We start from the raw sequence: 16,938 nt of genomic DNA, 5'->3' as shown, positions 1-16,938 counted from the left end.
CACCGGGGCGGGCGGGTGCCGTTGGGGGGCTGTGGTCGGACGGACGGTTCGGTCGGCTCGGTGTCAGACGCGGAGGACCTGCGGGCCCTGGAGCGAGTAGCGGTGGGCCTCGGAGGCGGGCAGCAGGGTGCTGGTGACGATGGTCTCCAGCTCGGCGATCTCCGCGAACCGGCAGAAGCTGACCGCTCCGAACTTGGTGTGCACGCCGGCGAACACGGTGCGGCGCGCGGCCCGGATCGCCTGCGCCTTCACCTCGCTGACCGCCGGGTCGGGCGTGGTCAGGCCGTGGTCGCGGGAGATGCCGTTGGCGCCGATGTAGGCCAGGTCGATGACGAAGCCGGCGAGCATCTTCGTCGTCCAGTGGTCGACGGTGGCGAGGGTGCCGGAGCGGACCCGGCCGCCGAGCAGCAGGACGGAGGCGTTCTCGGACTCCGCGAGCGCGCCCGCCACCGGCAGGGACGCGGTGACCACGGTCAGCGGCCGGTCCGTGGGCAGCGCCTCGGCGATGAGCTGGGGGGTGAAGCCCTCGTCGACGAAGACGGTCTCCGCGTCGCCCAGCAGTTCGGCGGCGGCGGAGGCGATCCGGCGCTTCTCCGGGACGTGGCTGGTCGACCGGAACGCGAGTGTGGTCTCGAAACCGGCGCTCTCCACCGGGTAGGCGCCGCCGTGGGTGCGCCGCACCAGCCCGTGGTCCTCCAGGGCGCGCAGGTCGCGCCGGATGGTCTCCCTGGCCACGCCCAGTTCGGCGGCGAGCGCGGTGACGTCCACGGAACCGGTGGTCCGGGCGGCCCGCACGATCTCGCGCTGGCGCTCTTCCGCCGTCCTGGTGCTCATGCCGGCACCCACCTCCCTGTGGAACTGCCCGTTCGGGCCATGGGGGAAGTTGTACCTCCGGCGCACGTCGCTGACCAGGCCTGTTGCCAACCCGATGCTGCCCGCATGTGCCCGGTTGTGCCGGGGCGTGCCCGTCTCGGACCTGGGGCGCTGCTGTGCGGGACGTGAGATCGGGCATGACCGGTGCCCGAATGCGGCGGCGGGCGGGCCCGTTCGGTGCCCGCCCGCCGCCGTGTCCGGCATCCCGTACGCCGTCAGTAGGGCCAGATGGGCGGGTCGTTGACGAACCGGCCGCCCAGATGGGTGTGGGCCGGGTTCTCCGGGTCCAGCTCGCCGTGCTCGGCGATCAGCTTCTCCGCGAACCGCTCGGAGTCGTCGCGCGGCTCGTAGCCGAGGGCCCGGGCGCCGGTGAGGTCCCACCACAGACGGGTGTTGGCGGAGGAGCCGTAGACGACGGTGTGGCCGACCTCCTCGGCGGTCAGGGCCGCGTGGAAGAGGCGGGCGCCGTCGGCCGGGCTCATCCACACCGAGAGCATGCGCACGTCGGCAGGCTCGGCGAAGCAGGAGCCGATGCGGACGGAGACGGTCTCCAGGCCGTGCCGGTCCCAGTAGAGCTGGGCGAGATCCTCCCCGAAGGACTTGGACAGGCCGTAGAAGGTGTCGGGGCGGCGAGGGGTGTCGACCGGGATCAGCGGGTCGCCCGCGCGCGGGGCCGGGGTGTAGCCGACGGCGTGGTTGGAGGAGGCGAAGACGACGCGCGGCACACCTGCCTCACGGGCGGCCTCGTACAGGTGGTAGGTGCCCTCGATGTTGGAGCGGAGGATCTTCTCGAAGGGCGCCTCCAGGGAGATCCCCGCGAGATGGAGGACCGCGTCCACGCCCCGCACCGCTTCCCGCAGCGCGTCCCGGTCGCCGAGGTCGGCGGTGATCGCGTCCGGCTCGCCGTCGATCGGGCGGATGTCGAAGAGCCGCAGTTCGTAGCCGTACGCCGGGAGCAGGGACCGCATCAGGGTGCCGAGCCCGCCTGCGGCGCCGGTGAGCAGTAGCGTGCGGGGAGTGGGCATCCGCGGTCTCCTTGATTCGACACCGATCGCGTACATGGGTGGCATTCACATCCATGGACACGCTAGGGAGCGGGGGCGTACTGGGTCAAGTGTGCCGTGGAGTGCGGTAATCCGCCTTCGTGTTGCCCGTTTCACGGCTTGACCGCCGCCAATGGGGAATCGTAACGTGGTCGCGTTCATGAATATGGACGCTGATCAGACACATGCATCAACAGGGAGCGCCCGTGACGCCAGTCCCTCTCGCCGCGCGGCTCCGTGACCCGCGCGGGCCGCTCTTCTTCCCCGTCACGGCCTACGGCGCCGACGGTTCCCTCGACCTCGACGTCTACCGCGAGCATGTGCGCCGGGGCGTCGAGGCCGGTGCCGCGGCCGTGTTCGCGTGCTGCGGCACCGGGGAGTTCCACGCGCTGCTGCCCGAGGAGTTCGAGGCCTGCGTGGGCGAGGCCGTGGCGGCCACCGAGGGCCGGGTACCGGTGATCGCGGGCGCGGGCTACGGCACCGCGCTCGCCGTGCGCTACGCGCGTCTCGCCGCGGACGCCGGCGCCGACGGCCTGCTCGCCATGCCCCCCTACCTGGTGGTCGCCGGCCAGGAGGGCCTGCTGCGGCACTACCGGGAGGTGGCGGCGGCGACCGGTCTCCCGGTGATCGTCTACCAGCGCGACAACGCGGTGTTCACCCCGCCCACGGTCGTCGAACTCGCCCGCACCGAAGGCATCATGGGCTTCAAGGACGGCCTCGGCGACCTGGACCTGATGCAGCGCGTCGTCAGCGCCGTGCGCACCGAGGTCCCCGGCGACTTCCTCTACTTCAACGGCCTGCCCACCGCCGAACAGACCCAGCTCGCCTACCAGGCCATCGGTATCTCCCTCTACTCCTCGGCCGTCTTCTGCTTCGTCCCCGAGATCGGCCTCGCCTTCCACACCGCCCTGCGCGAGGGGGACCGGCCGACGGTGGAGCGCCTGCTGGACGGCTTCTACCGCCCGTTCGTCGAACTGCGCGCCCAGGGCCGGGGCTACGCCGTCTCCCTGGTGAAGGCGGGCGTACGGCTGCGGGGCCTGGACGTCGGCGAGGTCCGGCCCCCGCTGCACGAACCCGGCGAGGACCACGTGAAGCAGCTCGCCCAGCTGATCGAGCGCGGGTACGCGCTGCTGGAGGCGGGCGCGTGAAGGCGTCGGCGTTCGTCTACCCCTGGGACGTGAACGGGGATCCCGGGGCCCCGGAACGGATCGCCGCGCTCGGCGTGCGCCAGGTGACCCTCGCCTCGGCCTACCACTCGACCCGCGCGCTGACCCCCCGGCACCCGCGCCACCGCATCGTCACCGCCGAGTACGCGGCCGTCTACTACCCGTCGGGCGACCACTGGGCGGGCCGTCGGCTGCGCCCCTGCCCGGCGGGAGACTGGGCCCCCGGCGACGCCTACGGGGAAGCCGCCGAAGCCCTGGCCGGCGCCGGCCTCGACGTCCACACCTGGGTGGTCCTCGCCCACAGCTCCCGGCTGGGCGCCGAGCACCCGGACACCTCGGTCGTCAACGCCTACGGCGACCGCTACCCCTGGGCGCCCTGCATCGCCCAGCCGGCGACGCGCGCCTACCTGACCGGCCTCGCCGCCGAGGCCGCCGTCCGCCCGGGCGCGGCCGGCACCGAGCTGGAGTCCCTCGGCTGGTACGGCCTGCAGCATCTGCACGCCCACGACAAGACCGCCGGGGTCGGCCTGGCAGACGCCGGCCAGTACCTGATGGCGCTCTGCTTCTGCCCGGCCTGCCGGGCCGGGTACGGCGAACAGGGTCTGGACGCGGACGAGTTGGCCGCGGCCGTCCGTGAGGCCCTGGAGCCGTTGTGGCGGGGCGCCGCGGACGACGGCGGGTGGCCGACGGTCGAGAAGCTGCTCGGTGAACCGGTGGCGGCGGCCACCCGCGCGTGGCGCGACGGGCAGGCCCGCACGCTCCAGGAGGCGGCCGTGGCCGCGGTGCGCGCGGCGGCCCCCGAGGGCTTCCAGGTCCTGCTGCACGCCGACCCGGTGGCCTACCACTGCGGAGCCAACGCGGGCGTGGACCCCGCCCACGTGCTGACGGTCGCGGACGGTGTCGTGGTGCCCTGCGCGGGCGGTACGGCCCTGCTGGCGCCCTTCGCGGAGCACGCGGGCGAGCACACCGTCCTGGCCGCCAACTTCACGGTGGTCTCCGGGATGGGCGGCAGCCCCGGCACACTGGCGGCCGACGCGGCCCGGGCGCATGCGCTGGGCGCGAGCGAAGTGCGGCTGTATCACGCCGGGCTGGCGTCCGACTCGGACCTGGCGGCGGTGCGGGAGGCGCTGCGCTGAGCCAGTGACCGGGCGGTGGCCAGCAGCGCGCCGCCGAGGACCACCAACAGCGGCCGGTGGTCGACGAGTTCCACGAGGGCGGCCCCGACGGCCAGGCCGATCACGTTCGGCGTGAACATCAAGGTGTCGGCGGTCGCGGTGGCCCGGCCCAGCGCCGCCGCCGGGATCTCGCGCTGTACGGCGGTGTGGGCGGCGATCAGCACACACGGCAGGCCGAGCCCGCCCACCGCGCTGCACGCCAGCACCACCGCGTCGCAGGGCACCGCCCGCGCGGCCACCGCGACCCCCGTCAGCGCGATGCCGTACGCCGCGAACCGGCGCTCTCCGAGCCGCCGCAGGGCGGGCCCGGAGACCAGCCCGACCGCGACCGAGCCGGCGCCCTGGACGGTGTACATCACGCCCGTCCAGGCGGGGGCGTGGCCGAGTGCGTCCACCACCGCGTAGTTCAGGCTGCTGCCGAGCGAGGCGAGACACATCGTGGCGCCGCCCGCCCGCACCAGCGGACGCAGCGCCGGGTGGCCCCACACCAGCCGGACGCCCTCGGCGGTCTCCCGCCGCCGGCTCCCGGTGGCCGGCCGCGGGCGCTCCTCCCGCACCCGCAGCAGCGCGCACACGCCCGCCGCCAGCACGAAGGTGCCGGCGTCCAGCAGCGCCACGGCCGGCCCGCCGTACGCCGTGTAGAGCGCGGCGCCGGTCAGCGGGGCGACCAGCTTCATGCCCTCGCGGGCGGTCGTCCGCAGCCCGTTGAAGTCACCGCGGAGGGCAGGGTCGACGGCGGCGGCGACCAGGGCGGAGCCGGCCGCGTCCTCGACGACGCCCGCCGCGCCGTACAGGACCAGGACGGTGAAGAGGAGCCAGACGGAGCCGGGCGAGCCGACCGTCCAGAGGGGGAGCAGGAGAGCGGCGAGGACGAGGTTCAGGCGGACGAGCAGGGGTTTGCGGCGGACCCGGTCGGCGAGGGTGCCGAGAGCGGGGCCGAGCACGGTGGGCGCCCACAGCGCGGCGGTGCACAGGGCGGCGAGGCCGTCGGAGCCGGTGAGGTCCTTGACCCAGACGCCCGACACCAGCCAGAGCGCCGAGGTGCCGAAGCCGGACACCACGACACCGGCCAGACAGAGGCCGGCATTGCGGTCACGGAGCAGCCGGGTGACGGCCCAGGAGGTGGTCATGCCTGGTCATCGTGGGTCTAAGGCCGGGGCGCGGGGATCGGGAAGGTGCCCTAGAAGGACGGCGGAAATCCGCCCGGCCGCGGGCGCAGCGATGAGTTCGCGGCCGCGGTGAGGTCCACCCCCCCCCGACGGGGATCACCGGAACGGAACTGGGAGGCGGCGGGAATGACCGGAAGCACCATGATCGACCTCGGCCCGCAGGCGAGGATCGTGGCGAGGCTCGCGGAACGGGTGACGGACGAGCAGCTCACGGGGGCCACCCCGTGTCCGGAGTACGCGGTCCGCCATCTGCTGGGCCATGTGGCGGGCCTGTCCGTGGCCTTCCGGGACGCGGCCCGCAAGGACCTCGGGGCCTCGACCGACGGCAGCCGCTCAGCGGGCCTGCCGGGACTGGACCCGGGGTGGCGGCGGGAGCTGCCCGAGGCGCTCGACGCCCTGGCGCGGGCCTGGCGGGAGCCGTCCGCGTGGGGCGGGATGACCCGGGCGGGCGGGATCGACCTGCCGGGGGAGGTGGCCGCGGCCGTCGCCGCCGACGAACTGGTCGTCCACGGCTGGGACCTGGCCCGGGCCACCGGGCAGGAGTACACCCCGGACCCGGCGGCGCTGGAGGCGGCGTACGGCTTCCTGCGGGCGGCTGCGCAGGCCGACCGGGGCCCCTTCGGCCCGCTGGTTGCGGTGCCGGAGAGCGCGCCGCTGCTGGCGCGGACGGTCGGGCTGAGCGGCCGGGACCCCGGCTGGAAGCCGTGACGGTACCGGGCCCAAAGCCGTAGATCCACTCGAACCGTGAGCGGGCGGGGTGCCGGATCCGTACGGGCCTGGCCGTGGCGCTGAGCCTCACCGTCCTCGGCACCGCCTCTCCGCACCCCCGGCCCGGCCGCCCGTGCTCCGGCTGTCTGCTGCGGGGCGGGGGCGCGGAGGTGTGGGTCGACGCCGGGACGGGGACGTTCGCGGAATTGCAGCAGCACACGGATCCGGCCCGGCTCACGGCGATGTGGATCTCGCACCTGCACGCGAACCCCTGTGCGGATCTGCTGGCCGCGGCCTACGCGTACGCCTTCGGCGGGATGACGCCGGCCGCGCCGAGCCCGGTGTACGCGCCGCAGGCCTGCGCGCAGCGGCCGGCCGGCTTCCTCGGCCGGCCGGACCTGGGCTTCCTGGACGGAGTGCTGGACTTCCGGCCGCTGTACGACGGCCACATGGTCCAGCACTGGAACCTGCGGCTCGCCGCGCGGGCGGTGGCCCACGGCGCCGAGGCCTACGGCCTGCGCGCCGAGTGCCAGGGGGAGTGTGCTGGCGTACTCCGGGGACAGCGGGCCCTGCGACGCGCTGACCGGGCCGGCCGCCCGCGCGGACGTCTTCCTGGGCGAGGCCGATCTCGACGAGCATCGCGAGGGCGAACGTGTGCATCTGACCCCCGAGGACGCGGGGCGGATCGCCCGGGAGGCCGGCGTGCGGGAGCTGCTGGTGACGCACGTGGGGCCGACGCCGACCCGGGAGGCGGCGGCACGGGCGGGCGCGGTGTCGGGACGGCCCACCGGCGTGGCCCGGGAGGGCGAGGCCCGGGGTCTCCGAACCCGGGGCTCGTCCGGCAGGAGGTCTCTGTCAGAAGCATTGACGGACCACGGAAGTCCTCCTACCTTCATCCGCGTCGTACTTCGTACGTCATATATGAGACGTGATACGCGAGATCAGATACGTCGGATCGGCTCGCCGGAGCCGGCCGGTGACCCCGAGAGGCGCGCATGACCTCTGTGCCCATACCGATTCCGTCCCGGACGCAGTATGTGCTGGACGCGATCAAGCACCGCATCCTCACCGGGCGGCTGACGCCGGGTCAGCCCCTGGTGGAGACCGAGCTGGCCACGCAGTTCGGGGTGTCGAAGACCCCCGTGCGGGAGGCGCTCAAGACCCTCGCGGGGACCGGACTGGTCGTGATGAGCCAGTACAAGGGCGTCACGGTACGCATGGTGGACGCGGACATGGCACGCGAGGTCTACGACGTACGGCTCCTGCTCGAACCCGAGGCGCTGCACCGGGCCGTCCGCCAGGGCGCCTCCCTGGACGCCGCCCGCGCGGCCCTCACCCGGGCCGACCACGCGACCGACACCGCCGAACGCTCCCTCGCCAACCGGGACTTCCACCGCGCCCTCTACCTCCAGTGCGGCAACCCGCTGCTCGGCCGGATGCTCGACGAGGTCCGTGACCAGGCCGCCCTCGTCTCCGCCGTCGCCTGGGCCGCCTCCCCCTCCTGGGAACAGGAGGCCGGTGAGCACCGCGAGATCCTGCGGCTGGCCGTGGCGGGCGACGCCGACGGCGCCGCCGGTGCCCTGCGCGACCACATCGCGTCCTTCGTCGAGCGCGCGTACCCCGAAGCCCGGGCAACGGAGGGACAGGCATGAACAGCGTGGCGTTGGAGACCCGACGGGCGGCCCTGGCCGACGTGGTGGCCATCCCGGTGACCCCCTTCGCCCCGGACGGCAGCCTCGACCAGGACGCGCACCGGGCCCTGCTGCGCCGCCTCCTCGACGGCGGGATCCGCACGCTCACCCCCAACGGCAACACCGGCGAGTTCTACGCCCTCACCCCCGAGGAACGGCGTCTGGTCACCGAGCTGACCGTCGAGGAGGCCGGGGAGCGGGCCGTGATCCTCGTCGGGGTGGGTCACGACGTGCCGACCGCCGTGGCCGCCGCCCGGCACGCCCGCGAGCGTGGCGCGCAGATGGTGATGGTCCATCAGCCCGTCCACCCGTACGTCTCGCAGGGCGGCTGGGTGGACTACCACCGCGCCATCGCCGAGTCCGTGCCCGAACTGGGCGTCGTCCCCTACGTCCGCAACGCCCGGCTGCCCGGTGCCCGCCTCGCCGAGCTCGCCGACGCCTGCCCCAACGTGATCGGCGTCAAGTACGCGGTCCCCGACGCCGCCAGGTTCGCCGCGTTCGCCCGGGACGCGGGTCTCGGCCGCTTCGTCTGGGTGGCCGGTCTCGCCGAGCTCTACGCCCCCTCCTACTTCTCGGCCGGCGCCACCGGCTTCACCTCCGGCCTGGTGAACGTCGCCCCGGCCGTGTCGCTGAACATGATCGAAGCGCTTCGAGCCGGGGACTTCCCGGCCGCCATGAAGGTCTGGGAACAGGTCCGCCGCTTCGAGGAACTCCGCGCGGCCCACGGCTCCGCCGACAACGTGAGCGTCGTCAAGGAGGCCCTCGCCTCCCTCGGCCTCTGCCGCCGCGACGTCCGCCCGCCCAGCAGGCAGCTGCCCGTGGAACAGCGTGCCGAGGTCGCCGCGATCGCCTCCGGATGGTCCGTGTGAACGCGCCCCGCAAGCGGCCCGAGGAACTCCGCAGCCACCAGTGGTACGGCACCGAAGGCCTGCGCTCCTTCAGCCACCGCGCCCGCACCCGCCAGCTCGGGTACCTCCCCGAGGAGCACCTCGGCAAGCCGGTCATCGCGATCCTCAACACCTGGTCGGACATCAATCCCTGTCATGCGCACCTCCGTGACCGGGCGCAGGCCGTCAAGCGGGGCGTCTGGCAGGCCGGCGGCTTCCCGCTGGAGTTCCCGGTCGCCACGCTCTCCGAGACCTTCCAGAAGCCGACCCCGATGCTCTACCGCAACCTCCTCGCCATGGAGACCGAGGAACTGCTGCGGTCGTACCCGGTCGACGGTGCCGTGCTCATGGGCGGCTGCGACAAGTCCACCCCCGCCCTCCTCATGGGCGCCGCCTCCGTCGACCTGCCGGCCGTCTTCGTCCCCGCGGGACCGATGCTCCCCGGCCACTGGCGGGGCGAGGTCCTCGGCTCGGGCACCGACATGTGGAAGTACTGGGACGACAGACGCGCCGGTCTGATCGGCGACTGCGAGATGGCGGAGCTGGAGAGCGGGCTGGCCCGTTCCCCCGGGCACTGCATGACCATGGGGACGGCCTCCACCCTCACCGCCGCCGCCGAGGCCCTCGGCGTCACGGTCCCGGGCGCGTCCAGCATCCCCGCCGTCGACTCGGGGCACGAGCGGATGGCGGCCCGGGCGGGGATGCGGATCGTCGACCTCGTCCACCGCGGCCTGCGGCTCTCCCGGCTCCTGACCCGCGACGCCTTCGAGGACGCCGTCACCACCGTCCTCGGCCTCGGCGGCTCCACCAACGCCGTCATCCACCTCATCGCCATGGCCGGCCGGGCGGGCGTCCGGCTCACCCTGGACGACTTCGACCGCATCGCCCGCACCGTGCCCGTCCTCGCCAACGTCCGCCCCGGCGGCCGGACCCACCTCATGGAGGACTTCCACTTCGCGGGCGGCCTGCCGGGCTTCCTCTCCCGTATCCCCGACCTGCTCCATCTGGACCGTCCGACGGTCTGCCACGACACCTACCGCGAGCAGCTCGCCGGTGCCCGGGTGCACGACGACGACGTCATCAGGACCCGTGACCACCCGGTGGCCGCCGAGGGCGGAGTCGCCGTACTGCGCGGCAACCTCTGCCCGGACGGCGCCGTCATCAAGCACATCGCCGCCGAACCGCGGCTCCTGAGGCACACCGGGCCCGCCGTCGTCTTCGACGACTACCGGACCATGCAGCGCACCATCGACGACCCCGCCCTCAGCATCACCGCCGACAGCGTGCTGGTGCTGCGCAACGCGGGGCCCAGGGGCGGCCCCGGCATGCCCGAGTACGGCATGCTGCCCATCCCCGGCCACCTGCTGAAGCAGGGGGTGCGCGACATGGTGCGGATCTCCGACGCCCGGATGAGCGGCACGAGTTACGGCGCCTGCGTCCTGCACATCGCGCCCGAGTCCTACGTCGGCGGGCCGCTCGCCCTGGTCCGCACCGGGGACCCCGTCACGCTGGACGTCGCGGCCCGCAGTCTGCGGCTCGACGTGGACGACGAGGAGCTGGCGCGCCGCCGCGCCGAGTGGACGCCGCCGCCGGTGCGCTCGCGCCGCGGCTACGGAGCGCTCTACGACCAGGAGATCACCCAGGCCGACACCGGCTGCGACTTCGAGTTCCTGGCCCGGCCGGGCGAGGTCCCCGACCCGTACGCGGGCTGACCGCACCACCCGCAACCGCCCCCCAGCCGGTACGGATGATCGTCGAAGCGCCTCAACCACGTGCATGCAGCAAGCTTTCCTGCACCCGCTGTCACCAGAGCGGACGAAGAACAGTCATGGCCGGAACGGCTTCGCGGGACTCGGCAACTTCACCCGGGCCTTCGCGTACGACCCGCGGTTCTGGGACACGCCGACCTTCGGCGCCCAGTGGGCCGTGGTGGAAGCCGGGCTGCAGCTGCTCCTCGGCCCGGCGCCGGTGCTCATCGTCAACAGACGTTCGCCGGGCGGGCGCTGGGCCGGTGCCGGTCTTCCCGCCCTGGGCCGTCTCCGGCGCGCTGACCTCCGCGATGTGGGTGCTGCTCTGCAACTCCCAGACGGGTCGAGGACGCCATCGTGCTCGCCACGCTGCCGCGCGCGGCGGGGAGTTCAACAGCGTCGACCTGCTCTGCACCCGTCCAGGCGGCCGTGGACGCGGTGTCCGGGCCGGGGTGGACGATCGTCGTGCACCCGGGGACGTACCGCGAGGTCGTGAACGTGCCCGCCGAGAGGACGGGACCGCCCCTGCGGGGCGCGAGCCGTGATCCCCGGGCCGCCGTCATCGTCCACGGCAACGCGGGCGGGACGCCGAAGCCCCGGGATCAGCCCCCCGCCCGCGACCGCCTTCCTGACGACGGGAAGCACCACCATCGGGGCCAGCATGGACTGACCCGGACATCCGGAACCATTCCCTCCAGGGTGCTTGACCCGGTTTTTGCCTGGGGAAGTGATATCGATCAGGCAACGGGACTCGCGCCCACCAGGATGACGCGCGTAGAACTCCTGTCATGCATAAGTCACTTCGGATCGCGGCGGTCACCGCCGCCTGTACGGTCGCCGCCGGTGCGCTCTACGGCGCCGGCGCCGCCACCGCCGGCCAGTCGACCGCGAACTCCACCCACGAGCCCTACAACATCGGGCTCCTGGTGAAGGACATCGACACCTACTACGGCACCGCCGCCGACGCCGACGGCGTCTACCAGGCGTCGCCGACCAGCCAGTACGCCAAGGACCTGGCGCGTCTGGACGAGGACGCCGAGCGGTACATCGACCGGGCCGCACGCAAGGCCCACCGCAAGGGCGAGAGGCCCGCCGTCGTCTTCGACATCGACGACACGCTGCTGCTCAGCCTCGACTACGAGAAGCGCTACAACTACACGTACAACTCCGCCACCTGGGCGGCCTACGTCAACAAGGCCGACCGTCCGGGCGTCTTCGGCAGCGCCGAACTGGTGCGGTACGCGGCGCAGAAGGGGGTCGAGGTCTTCTACAACTCCGGTCTCAGCGAGGCGCAGCGCACCGCCGCAGTCGAGAACCTGAAGAAGACCGGTGCCGACGTGAACCTCGACGCCGGGCACATGTTCCTGAAGGACTCGGCCAACCCGCCGTCGTACCTGAGCGGCTGCGCCACCGCGGGCAGCTGGACCTGCACCACCGTGCAGTACAAGTCCGGCACCCGCAAGCACATCGAGAAGGACCTCGGGTACGACATCATCGCCAACTTCGGCGACCAGTACTCGGACCTGGACGGCGGCCACGCGGACCGCACGTACAAGCTGCCGAACCCGACCTACTTCGTGTCGTAGGCGACGGAAGCGGGCCGGGGCAGCTCCTTTGGCCCGCTTCGCCTCTCCGCTGGGCATGCCGCCGGCGGCGCAAGTGCCGTCACTCGCCGTCGGCCGGCATGCGGCCGCCGAAGCCGCCGGTCACCGCGTACCGCCTGCCGCCCGCGGCGGCCGCGATCGTGCAGGTGCCGGCGCGGGCGTCGCGTCCGCCGCGTTCGTGGTCGTACCGGCCCGCGCACAGCCACTCGCCGCGGCCGGGAGACCTCGCGGCCCGGCCTGAGCGTCCACGGGTGGACCAGGAAGCCGTCGCGTGCGGTCACGGTCCCGGTGAAGTCGGGCCTCTCCAGGGTGTGCCAGGCTCCGGTCGAGGACACCCCGCCGGTCTGCGCGACCTTCAACCGCACGGTTGCCGTGCGGGTCCACCGAGCCGTCCGACCGCAGCGGTCCGTCCGGCTCGCCCCCGCGGTCGAGCCTTCGGCGTCTGGCTCTTCACGGTACCCACCGAGATCCCGAGGGCGAGCGCGGTGTCCTTCTCGGCAGGTCGAACGCGTGCCGAAGCACCCACACGCCCGTTTGCGGAACGGCAGGCGGCGCGGCGCCCTCCGCACGTCGACCACGCCGGCGATGCCGGGGTTGTCGGTCCGTTCCTTGCGGTACGACCAGAACAGGGCGGCCCGGCGCCGCTCGCGCACGGCGCCGCGGACGCGGCTACGGGCCGGATGGGCGACGACACCCCGGGCGTAGGCCACTCCACGGAGGCGTCGTCGACGACTGTGGCCACGGGTGACCTCTTCTCGCGACGACGGGCGAACGTCTAGAGGAACGCACCGGCGAGGTGCGGAGCGTAGCAGCGCTCTTTTTGTCTCCGTCGGACTGATTCCGTAACACGGAGAAAACCTGAAACCTGTTCAACGCGGGAACAATCCAGCCAGCATTCGCACACGATCACTCAGGCAACGAGGAGTACGACCATGTCCGAGTCGCAGAAGGTGGAGGAGCGGCAGGGCGCCGCGCCGCCTGCCGGGAACACCGTGGACCGGTTCTTCAAGATCTCCGAACGGGGGTCCACCTTCGGCCGGGAGATACGCGGCGGCTTCGCCACTTTCTTCACCATGGCCTACATCCTTGTCCTGAACCCCATCATCCTCGGCAGTGCCAAGGACAAGTTCGGGCACACCCTCGACACCGGCCAACTGGTCACCGCCACCGCGCTGGTGGCCTGCGTGATGACGGTCATCATGGGTGTCGGCGGCAACCTGCCGCTGGCCATCGCGGCCGGCCTCGGCCTCAACGCCGTCGTGGCCTTCCAGCTGGCGCCGCTGATGAGCTGGTCCGACGCGATGGGCCTGGTCGTCCTCGAAGGCATCCTGATCTGCGTGCTGGTGGTGACCGGGCTGCGGGAAGCGATCATGAACGCGATCCCGCAGCCGATGAAGCAGGCGATCGGGGTCGGCATCGGTCTGTTCATCGCCTTCATCGGCTTCGTGGACGCCGGGTTCGTCAGCCGGATCCCGGACGCCGCGAACACCACCGTGCCGGTGCAGCTGGGCGCCGTCGGCCGGCTGACCGGCTGGCCCGTCCTGGTCTTCTGTCTTGGCGTGCTCCTGACCATCGCGCTGGTCGCGCGCAAGGTGAAGGGCGCGATCCTGATCAGCATCGTCACCATGACCGTGGTGGCGACCGTCATCGACTCGATCGCCGACATCAAGAGCTGGGGCCTGACCACGCCGAAGGTCCCCGACAAGATCGTGGACACCCCCGACTTCGGGCTCTTCGGCCACTTCAGCCTGTTCGGCGGCTTCGCCGAGGCCGGTGTCCTCACCGCGGTCCTGCTGGTCTTCACGCTGATCCTGTCCGACTTCTTCGACGCCATGGGCACGATCGTGGGCATCAGCGCGGAGGCCGGGCTGCTGGACGAGAAGGGCCAGGTGCCCGGCATCGGACGGGTGCTGTTCATCGACGGCGCGGCCGCGGTGGCCGGCGGCGTGGGATCGGCCTCCTCCAACACGGCGTACATCGAGTCGGCGGCGGGGGTCGGCGAGGGGGCGCGCACCGGCTTCGCCAACCTGATCACCGGCGGCCTGTTCGGGCTCGCGCTCTTCCTGACCCCGCTGCTGACGATCGTGCCGCTCCAGGCGGCGGCGCCCGCGCTGATCGCCGTGGGCTTCCTGATGATGACCCACGTCAAGCACATCGACTGGGACAGGTACGAGATCGCCATCCCGGCGTTCCTGACGATCGCCGCGATGCCGTTCACCTACTCGATCACCGACGGTATCGGGGCGGGGTTCCTGGCGTACGTGGTGATCAAGGCGGTGCTCGGGAAGGCGAAGGAGGTCAACTGGCTGCTGTGGGTGGTGTCGGCGCTGTTCCTGGTGTACTTCGCCATCGACCCGGTGGAGCAGGTTCTGGGCGTGAAGTAGAGCGCCCCGTCAGGGGCGCCGGTTCCTCCCCCGCCGGAGGCCGGGGGAGGAACCGCGCGGTCAGTTCTTCAATGCCGCCCGCATTATCGCCTTGGCCACCGGCGCCGCCAGGCCGTTGCCGCTGACCTCCGACCGCGCGGCGTCCGACTGTTCGACCATGACGGCCACGGCGACCTCCTTGCCGGTGCTGTCCGACCTGCCGTAGGACGTGAACCAGGCGTAGGGCGTCTTGCTGTTGTTCTCGCCGTGCTGGGCCGTGCCCGTCTTGCCGCCCACCGTGACGCCGTCGATCCGCGCGTTGGTACCGGTGCCCTGCTCGATGACCGTCTGCATCGCGGACTGCAGCTGGTCGGCCGTCGAGGAGCTGACGATCTCCTTGGTGCCCGTCTCGTCGTCGTAGTTCTCCAGCACGTCGCCGCCGCTGTCGGTGATCTGGGAGACCATATGCGGGGACACGAGTCTGCCGCCGTTGGCTATGGCGGCCGACACCATGGCCATCTGGAGCGGCGTCGCGGTGACGTCGAACTGGCCGATGCCGGAGAGGGCGGTCTGGGCCTTGTCCATGTCCTTGGGGTAGACGCTGGCCCAGGCCCGTACCGGCACGTCCTGCTTCTCGTCGTTGAACCCGAACTTCTCGGCCATCGCCCGTACCTTGTCCTGGCCCAGGTCGACGGCCATCTTGCCGAAGACGTTGTTGCAGGAGTACTGGAGAGCCACCCGGATCGGGGCGTTCTCGCAGGGCGCCGACGTGTTCTCGTTCCGCAGCGGGGTCGTGGTGCCCGGCAGGGTGTACGGGACGGGGCTGACCGTCTTCTCGTCGACGTTCTGGTAGAGCCCGTCCTCCAGCGCGGCCGCCGCGACCACCAGTTTGAACGTCGAACCCGGCGGCAGCGGCTGGCGCAGCGCCCGGTTGGTGAGCGGCTTGTCCGCGTCGGCGTTCAGCGACTTCCAGGCCGAGCCGGCCGTGTTCGCGTCGGTGAGCGAGTCCGGGTCGTACGACGGGGTGGAGACGGCCGCCAGGATCCTGCCGGTCTTCGGGTCGATCGCGACCGCCCCGCCCTTCTTGTCGCCGAGCGCCTGGTAGGCCGCCTTCTGGACGTCCGGGTCGATCGTCGTGACCACGTCACCCGGGTCGGCGCGCTCCCCGGTGACGGTGTCCATCACCGACTTGAGCCGGGTGTCGGTGCCGTTGAGCAGATCCTGGTAGATGCCCTCCAACTGGGTGGGGGCATAGGCCTGCGAGGCATAGCCCGTCACCGCCGCGTACAGCTTGCCGGCGGTGTAGGTGCGCTTGTACGCGAGGTCGCTGCCCGATGTCCGTGCCGAGCCGGTGATCGCGTCACCGGCCACGACGATGTTTCCCAGCGGCTGCGAGTACGTCTGGATCGCGTTCCGCCGGTTCTTCGTGTCGTCCGCGAGGGCCTGGCCGTCGTAGTACTGCAACCATGTCGCCCTGGCCAGCAGAGCGAGCACGAGCAGAAGCACGAAGACGGACGCCCGCCTGATCGTCTTGTTCATCCCGCCCAGACAGACGAGCGAAGACGGGTCGTCCGTTCCCTCGCGGGCGGAATTCTCATCACGCGTTCATGCGGAACCGGGCTAGAGCCGCCGCGTCGCCAGGGTCAGGCGGTCCCGGGCGTCGAACAGGGCGTCCTTGATCATCTGTTCATGGGCGGGGGTGAGGCGGGCCACCGGGACCGAGCAGCTGATCGCGTCGCGGGCCGGGGTGCGGTACGGGATCGCCACCCCGAAGCAGCGCAGCCCGAGCGTGTTCTCCTCGCGGTCGATGGCGAAGCCCTGCTCGCGGATCTGGTGGAGCTCCTCGATGAGCTTCTCGCGGTCCGTGAGGGTGTGCTCGGTGAGCGCCGGGAGGGTCTCCGGGAGCAGCTTGCGGACCTGCTCGTCGGTGTGGGTGGCCAGCAGCGCCTTGCCGAGGGAGGTCGAGTGCGCGGGGAGCCGGCGGCCGACCCGGGTGAAGGGGCGCAGGTAGTGCTGGGACTGGCGGGTGGCCAGGTAGACCACGTTCGTGCCGTCGAGACGCGCCAGGTGGATGGTCTCCGTGGTGTCGTCGGAGAGCCGGTCCAGGGTCGGGCGGGCCGCCGCGACCACCTCGTCGCCGTCGATGTAGGAGGTGCCGACCAGCAGGGCCCGGACCCCGATGCCGTACCGGGTGCCGGTCGCGTCCGTCTCCACCCACCCCAGCTCCACCAGGGTGCGCAGCAGCATGTAGAGGCTGGACTTGGGATAGCCCACGGCCTCCTGGACCGCCGCGAGGGAGTGCATACCGGGCCGGCCCGCGAAGTATTCGAGCAACTCCACGGTCCGTACCGCGGACTTGACCTGTGCCCCGCCGCCTGTCTCGCCTGCCGACATCGCCCTTGACCCCTTCGTTGGACGAGAAACCGAGGTTATAGTCTCCAACAGCATATTCATCATCAGAGACAGCGTTCAGTATATCGAACATCCCTGGTGAGTGACCCGGCTCTGCGG

General features: G+C 72.1%; 13 protein-coding genes and 4 pseudogenes. 11 read left to right on the top strand and 6 right to left on the bottom strand.

What is annotated here, in order from left to right:
- Window positions 1-63: 63 nt before the first annotated feature.
- Together ACZ4O3_RS15935 and ACZ4O3_RS15930 are read right to left on the bottom strand one after the other, a co-directional pair.
- Window positions 64-834, bottom strand: a complete 771-nt coding sequence (locus ACZ4O3_RS15935) for a DeoR/GlpR family DNA-binding transcription regulator (protein WP_467722545.1) — start codon at window positions 832-834, stop codon at window positions 64-66.
- A gap of 254 nt (window positions 835-1,088) precedes the next feature.
- The gene (locus ACZ4O3_RS15930; RefSeq protein WP_467722543.1) at window positions 1,089-1,898 is read right to left on the bottom strand and encodes an NAD-dependent epimerase/dehydratase family protein; all 810 of its coding nucleotides are present in this window, start codon (window positions 1,896-1,898) and stop codon (window positions 1,089-1,091) included.
- 224 nt (window positions 1,899-2,122) lie between these two features.
- Here ACZ4O3_RS15930 and ACZ4O3_RS15925 point away from each other — a divergent pair, with 224 nt between their 5' ends.
- Both ACZ4O3_RS15925 and ACZ4O3_RS15920 read left to right on the top strand, forming a co-directional pair.
- The gene (locus ACZ4O3_RS15925; RefSeq protein WP_362731324.1) at window positions 2,123-3,064 is read left to right on the top strand and encodes a 5-dehydro-4-deoxyglucarate dehydratase; all 942 of its coding nucleotides are present in this window, start codon (window positions 2,123-2,125) and stop codon (window positions 3,062-3,064) included.
- Window positions 3,061-4,218 (top strand): hypothetical protein, encoded by a 1,158-nt coding sequence (locus ACZ4O3_RS15920; RefSeq protein WP_467722541.1) that lies wholly within the window; start codon window positions 3,061-3,063, stop codon window positions 4,216-4,218. Before ACZ4O3_RS15925 ends, ACZ4O3_RS15920 begins: the two co-directional genes overlap by 4 nt.
- On the opposite strand, the gene ACZ4O3_RS15915 is transcribed toward ACZ4O3_RS15920, so the two are convergent.
- A complete protein-coding gene (locus ACZ4O3_RS15915) occupies window positions 4,161-5,387 on the bottom strand; it encodes an MFS transporter (RefSeq protein WP_467722539.1) in 1,227 nt (408 codons plus the stop codon). The two genes, ACZ4O3_RS15920 and ACZ4O3_RS15915, sit on opposite strands and share 58 nt — an antisense overlap.
- 165 nt (window positions 5,388-5,552) lie before the next feature.
- On the opposite strand from ACZ4O3_RS15915, the gene ACZ4O3_RS15910 reads away from it, so the two are divergent.
- The 8 genes and pseudogenes from ACZ4O3_RS15910 (at window position 5,553) to ACZ4O3_RS15875 (ending at window position 12,046) form a co-directional block, all read left to right on the top strand.
- Complete coding sequence (locus tag ACZ4O3_RS15910; RefSeq protein WP_362732880.1) at window positions 5,553-6,134, top strand: TIGR03086 family metal-binding protein; 582 nt, start codon at window positions 5,553-5,555, stop codon at window positions 6,132-6,134.
- Between the two features lie 74 nt (window positions 6,135-6,208).
- Window positions 6,209-6,950: pseudogene (locus tag ACZ4O3_RS15905) on the top strand (MBL fold metallo-hydrolase); the annotation flags it as partial.
- A gap of 179 nt (window positions 6,951-7,129) precedes the next feature.
- Window positions 7,130-7,786 carry a GntR family transcriptional regulator gene (locus tag ACZ4O3_RS15900; protein WP_467722538.1) on the top strand — a complete coding sequence of 219 codons (657 nt, stop codon included), beginning with the start codon at window positions 7,130-7,132 and terminating at the stop codon, window positions 7,784-7,786.
- On the top strand, window positions 7,783-8,694 hold the full coding sequence (locus ACZ4O3_RS15895; protein WP_467722536.1) for a dihydrodipicolinate synthase family protein: 912 nt from the start codon (window positions 7,783-7,785) through the stop codon (window positions 8,692-8,694). Before ACZ4O3_RS15900 ends, ACZ4O3_RS15895 begins: the two co-directional genes overlap by 4 nt.
- Entirely contained in the window at window positions 8,682-10,424 is a 1,743-nt protein-coding gene (gene araD, locus ACZ4O3_RS15890; protein ID WP_467722534.1) for an L-arabinonate dehydratase, read from the top strand. The genes ACZ4O3_RS15895 and araD overlap by 13 nt, the downstream gene beginning before the upstream one ends.
- Before the next feature lie 121 nt (window positions 10,425-10,545).
- Window positions 10,546-10,822: pseudogene (locus tag ACZ4O3_RS15885) on the top strand (carbohydrate ABC transporter permease); the annotation flags it as partial.
- Window positions 10,818-11,057, top strand: a pseudogene (locus tag ACZ4O3_RS15880) (pectinesterase family protein); the annotation flags it as partial. The pseudogenes ACZ4O3_RS15885 and ACZ4O3_RS15880, both read left to right, overlap by 5 nt.
- Window positions 11,058-11,248: 191 nt before the next feature.
- Entirely contained in the window at window positions 11,249-12,046 is a 798-nt protein-coding gene (locus ACZ4O3_RS15875) for an HAD family acid phosphatase (protein ID WP_467722532.1), read from the top strand.
- Window positions 12,047-12,419: 373 nt separating this feature from the next.
- On the opposite strand, the pseudogene ACZ4O3_RS15870 reads toward ACZ4O3_RS15875, so the two are convergent.
- Window positions 12,420-12,774, bottom strand: a pseudogene (locus ACZ4O3_RS15870) (sigma factor-like helix-turn-helix DNA-binding protein); the annotation flags it as partial.
- Window positions 12,775-12,996: 222 nt separating this feature from the next.
- Between ACZ4O3_RS15870 and ACZ4O3_RS15865 the strand changes: the two are divergent.
- Window positions 12,997-14,448: an NCS2 family permease gene (locus tag ACZ4O3_RS15865; RefSeq protein WP_362727048.1), complete on the top strand. Its 1,452-nt coding sequence runs from the start codon at window positions 12,997-12,999 to the stop codon at window positions 14,446-14,448.
- Window positions 14,449-14,508: 60 nt separating this feature from the next.
- On the opposite strand, the gene ACZ4O3_RS15860 is transcribed toward ACZ4O3_RS15865, so the two are convergent.
- Window positions 14,509-15,966, bottom strand: a complete 1,458-nt coding sequence (locus tag ACZ4O3_RS15860) for a peptidoglycan D,D-transpeptidase FtsI family protein (protein ID WP_467722530.1) — start codon at window positions 15,964-15,966, stop codon at window positions 14,509-14,511.
- Window positions 15,967-16,047: 81 nt separating this feature from the next.
- Window positions 16,048-16,821, bottom strand: coding sequence for an IclR family transcriptional regulator (locus ACZ4O3_RS15855; RefSeq protein ID WP_351694752.1), 774 nt, complete (start codon window positions 16,819-16,821; stop codon window positions 16,048-16,050).
- Window positions 16,822-16,938: the final 117 nt, after the last annotated feature.

It is taken from the genome of Streptomyces sp. NPDC026515 (assembly GCF_055567595.1).
Note: the sequence above shows the minus strand (reverse complement) of the source record. Positions and strands in the feature narration are given on the sequence as shown.

Excerpts from the sequence above, each read along its gene's own strand:
- ACZ4O3_RS15855 (WP_351694752.1), bottom strand. The coding sequence starts at position 16,821 with ATGTCGGCAGGCGAGACAGGCGGCGGGGCACAGGTCAAGTCCGCGGTA.
- ACZ4O3_RS15875 (WP_467722532.1), top strand. The coding sequence starts at position 11,249 with ATGCATAAGTCACTTCGGATCGCGGCGGTCACCGCCGCCTGTACGGTC.
- ACZ4O3_RS15865 (WP_362727048.1), top strand. The coding sequence starts at position 12,997 with ATGTCCGAGTCGCAGAAGGTGGAGGAGCGGCAGGGCGCCGCGCCGCCT.
- ACZ4O3_RS15860 (WP_467722530.1), bottom strand. The coding sequence starts at position 15,966 with ATGAACAAGACGATCAGGCGGGCGTCCGTCTTCGTGCTTCTGCTCGTG.
- ACZ4O3_RS15895 (WP_467722536.1), top strand. The coding sequence starts at position 7,783 with ATGAACAGCGTGGCGTTGGAGACCCGACGGGCGGCCCTGGCCGACGTG.
- ACZ4O3_RS15930 (WP_467722543.1), bottom strand. The coding sequence starts at position 1,898 with ATGCCCACTCCCCGCACGCTACTGCTCACCGGCGCCGCAGGCGGGCTC.
- ACZ4O3_RS15910 (WP_362732880.1), top strand. The coding sequence starts at position 5,553 with ATGACCGGAAGCACCATGATCGACCTCGGCCCGCAGGCGAGGATCGTG.
- ACZ4O3_RS15935 (WP_467722545.1), bottom strand. The coding sequence starts at position 834 with ATGAGCACCAGGACGGCGGAAGAGCGCCAGCGCGAGATCGTGCGGGCC.
- ACZ4O3_RS15900 (WP_467722538.1), top strand. The coding sequence starts at position 7,130 with ATGACCTCTGTGCCCATACCGATTCCGTCCCGGACGCAGTATGTGCTG.
- araD (WP_467722534.1), top strand. The coding sequence starts at position 8,682 with ATGGTCCGTGTGAACGCGCCCCGCAAGCGGCCCGAGGAACTCCGCAGC.
- ACZ4O3_RS15915 (WP_467722539.1), bottom strand. The coding sequence starts at position 5,387 with ATGACCACCTCCTGGGCCGTCACCCGGCTGCTCCGTGACCGCAATGCC.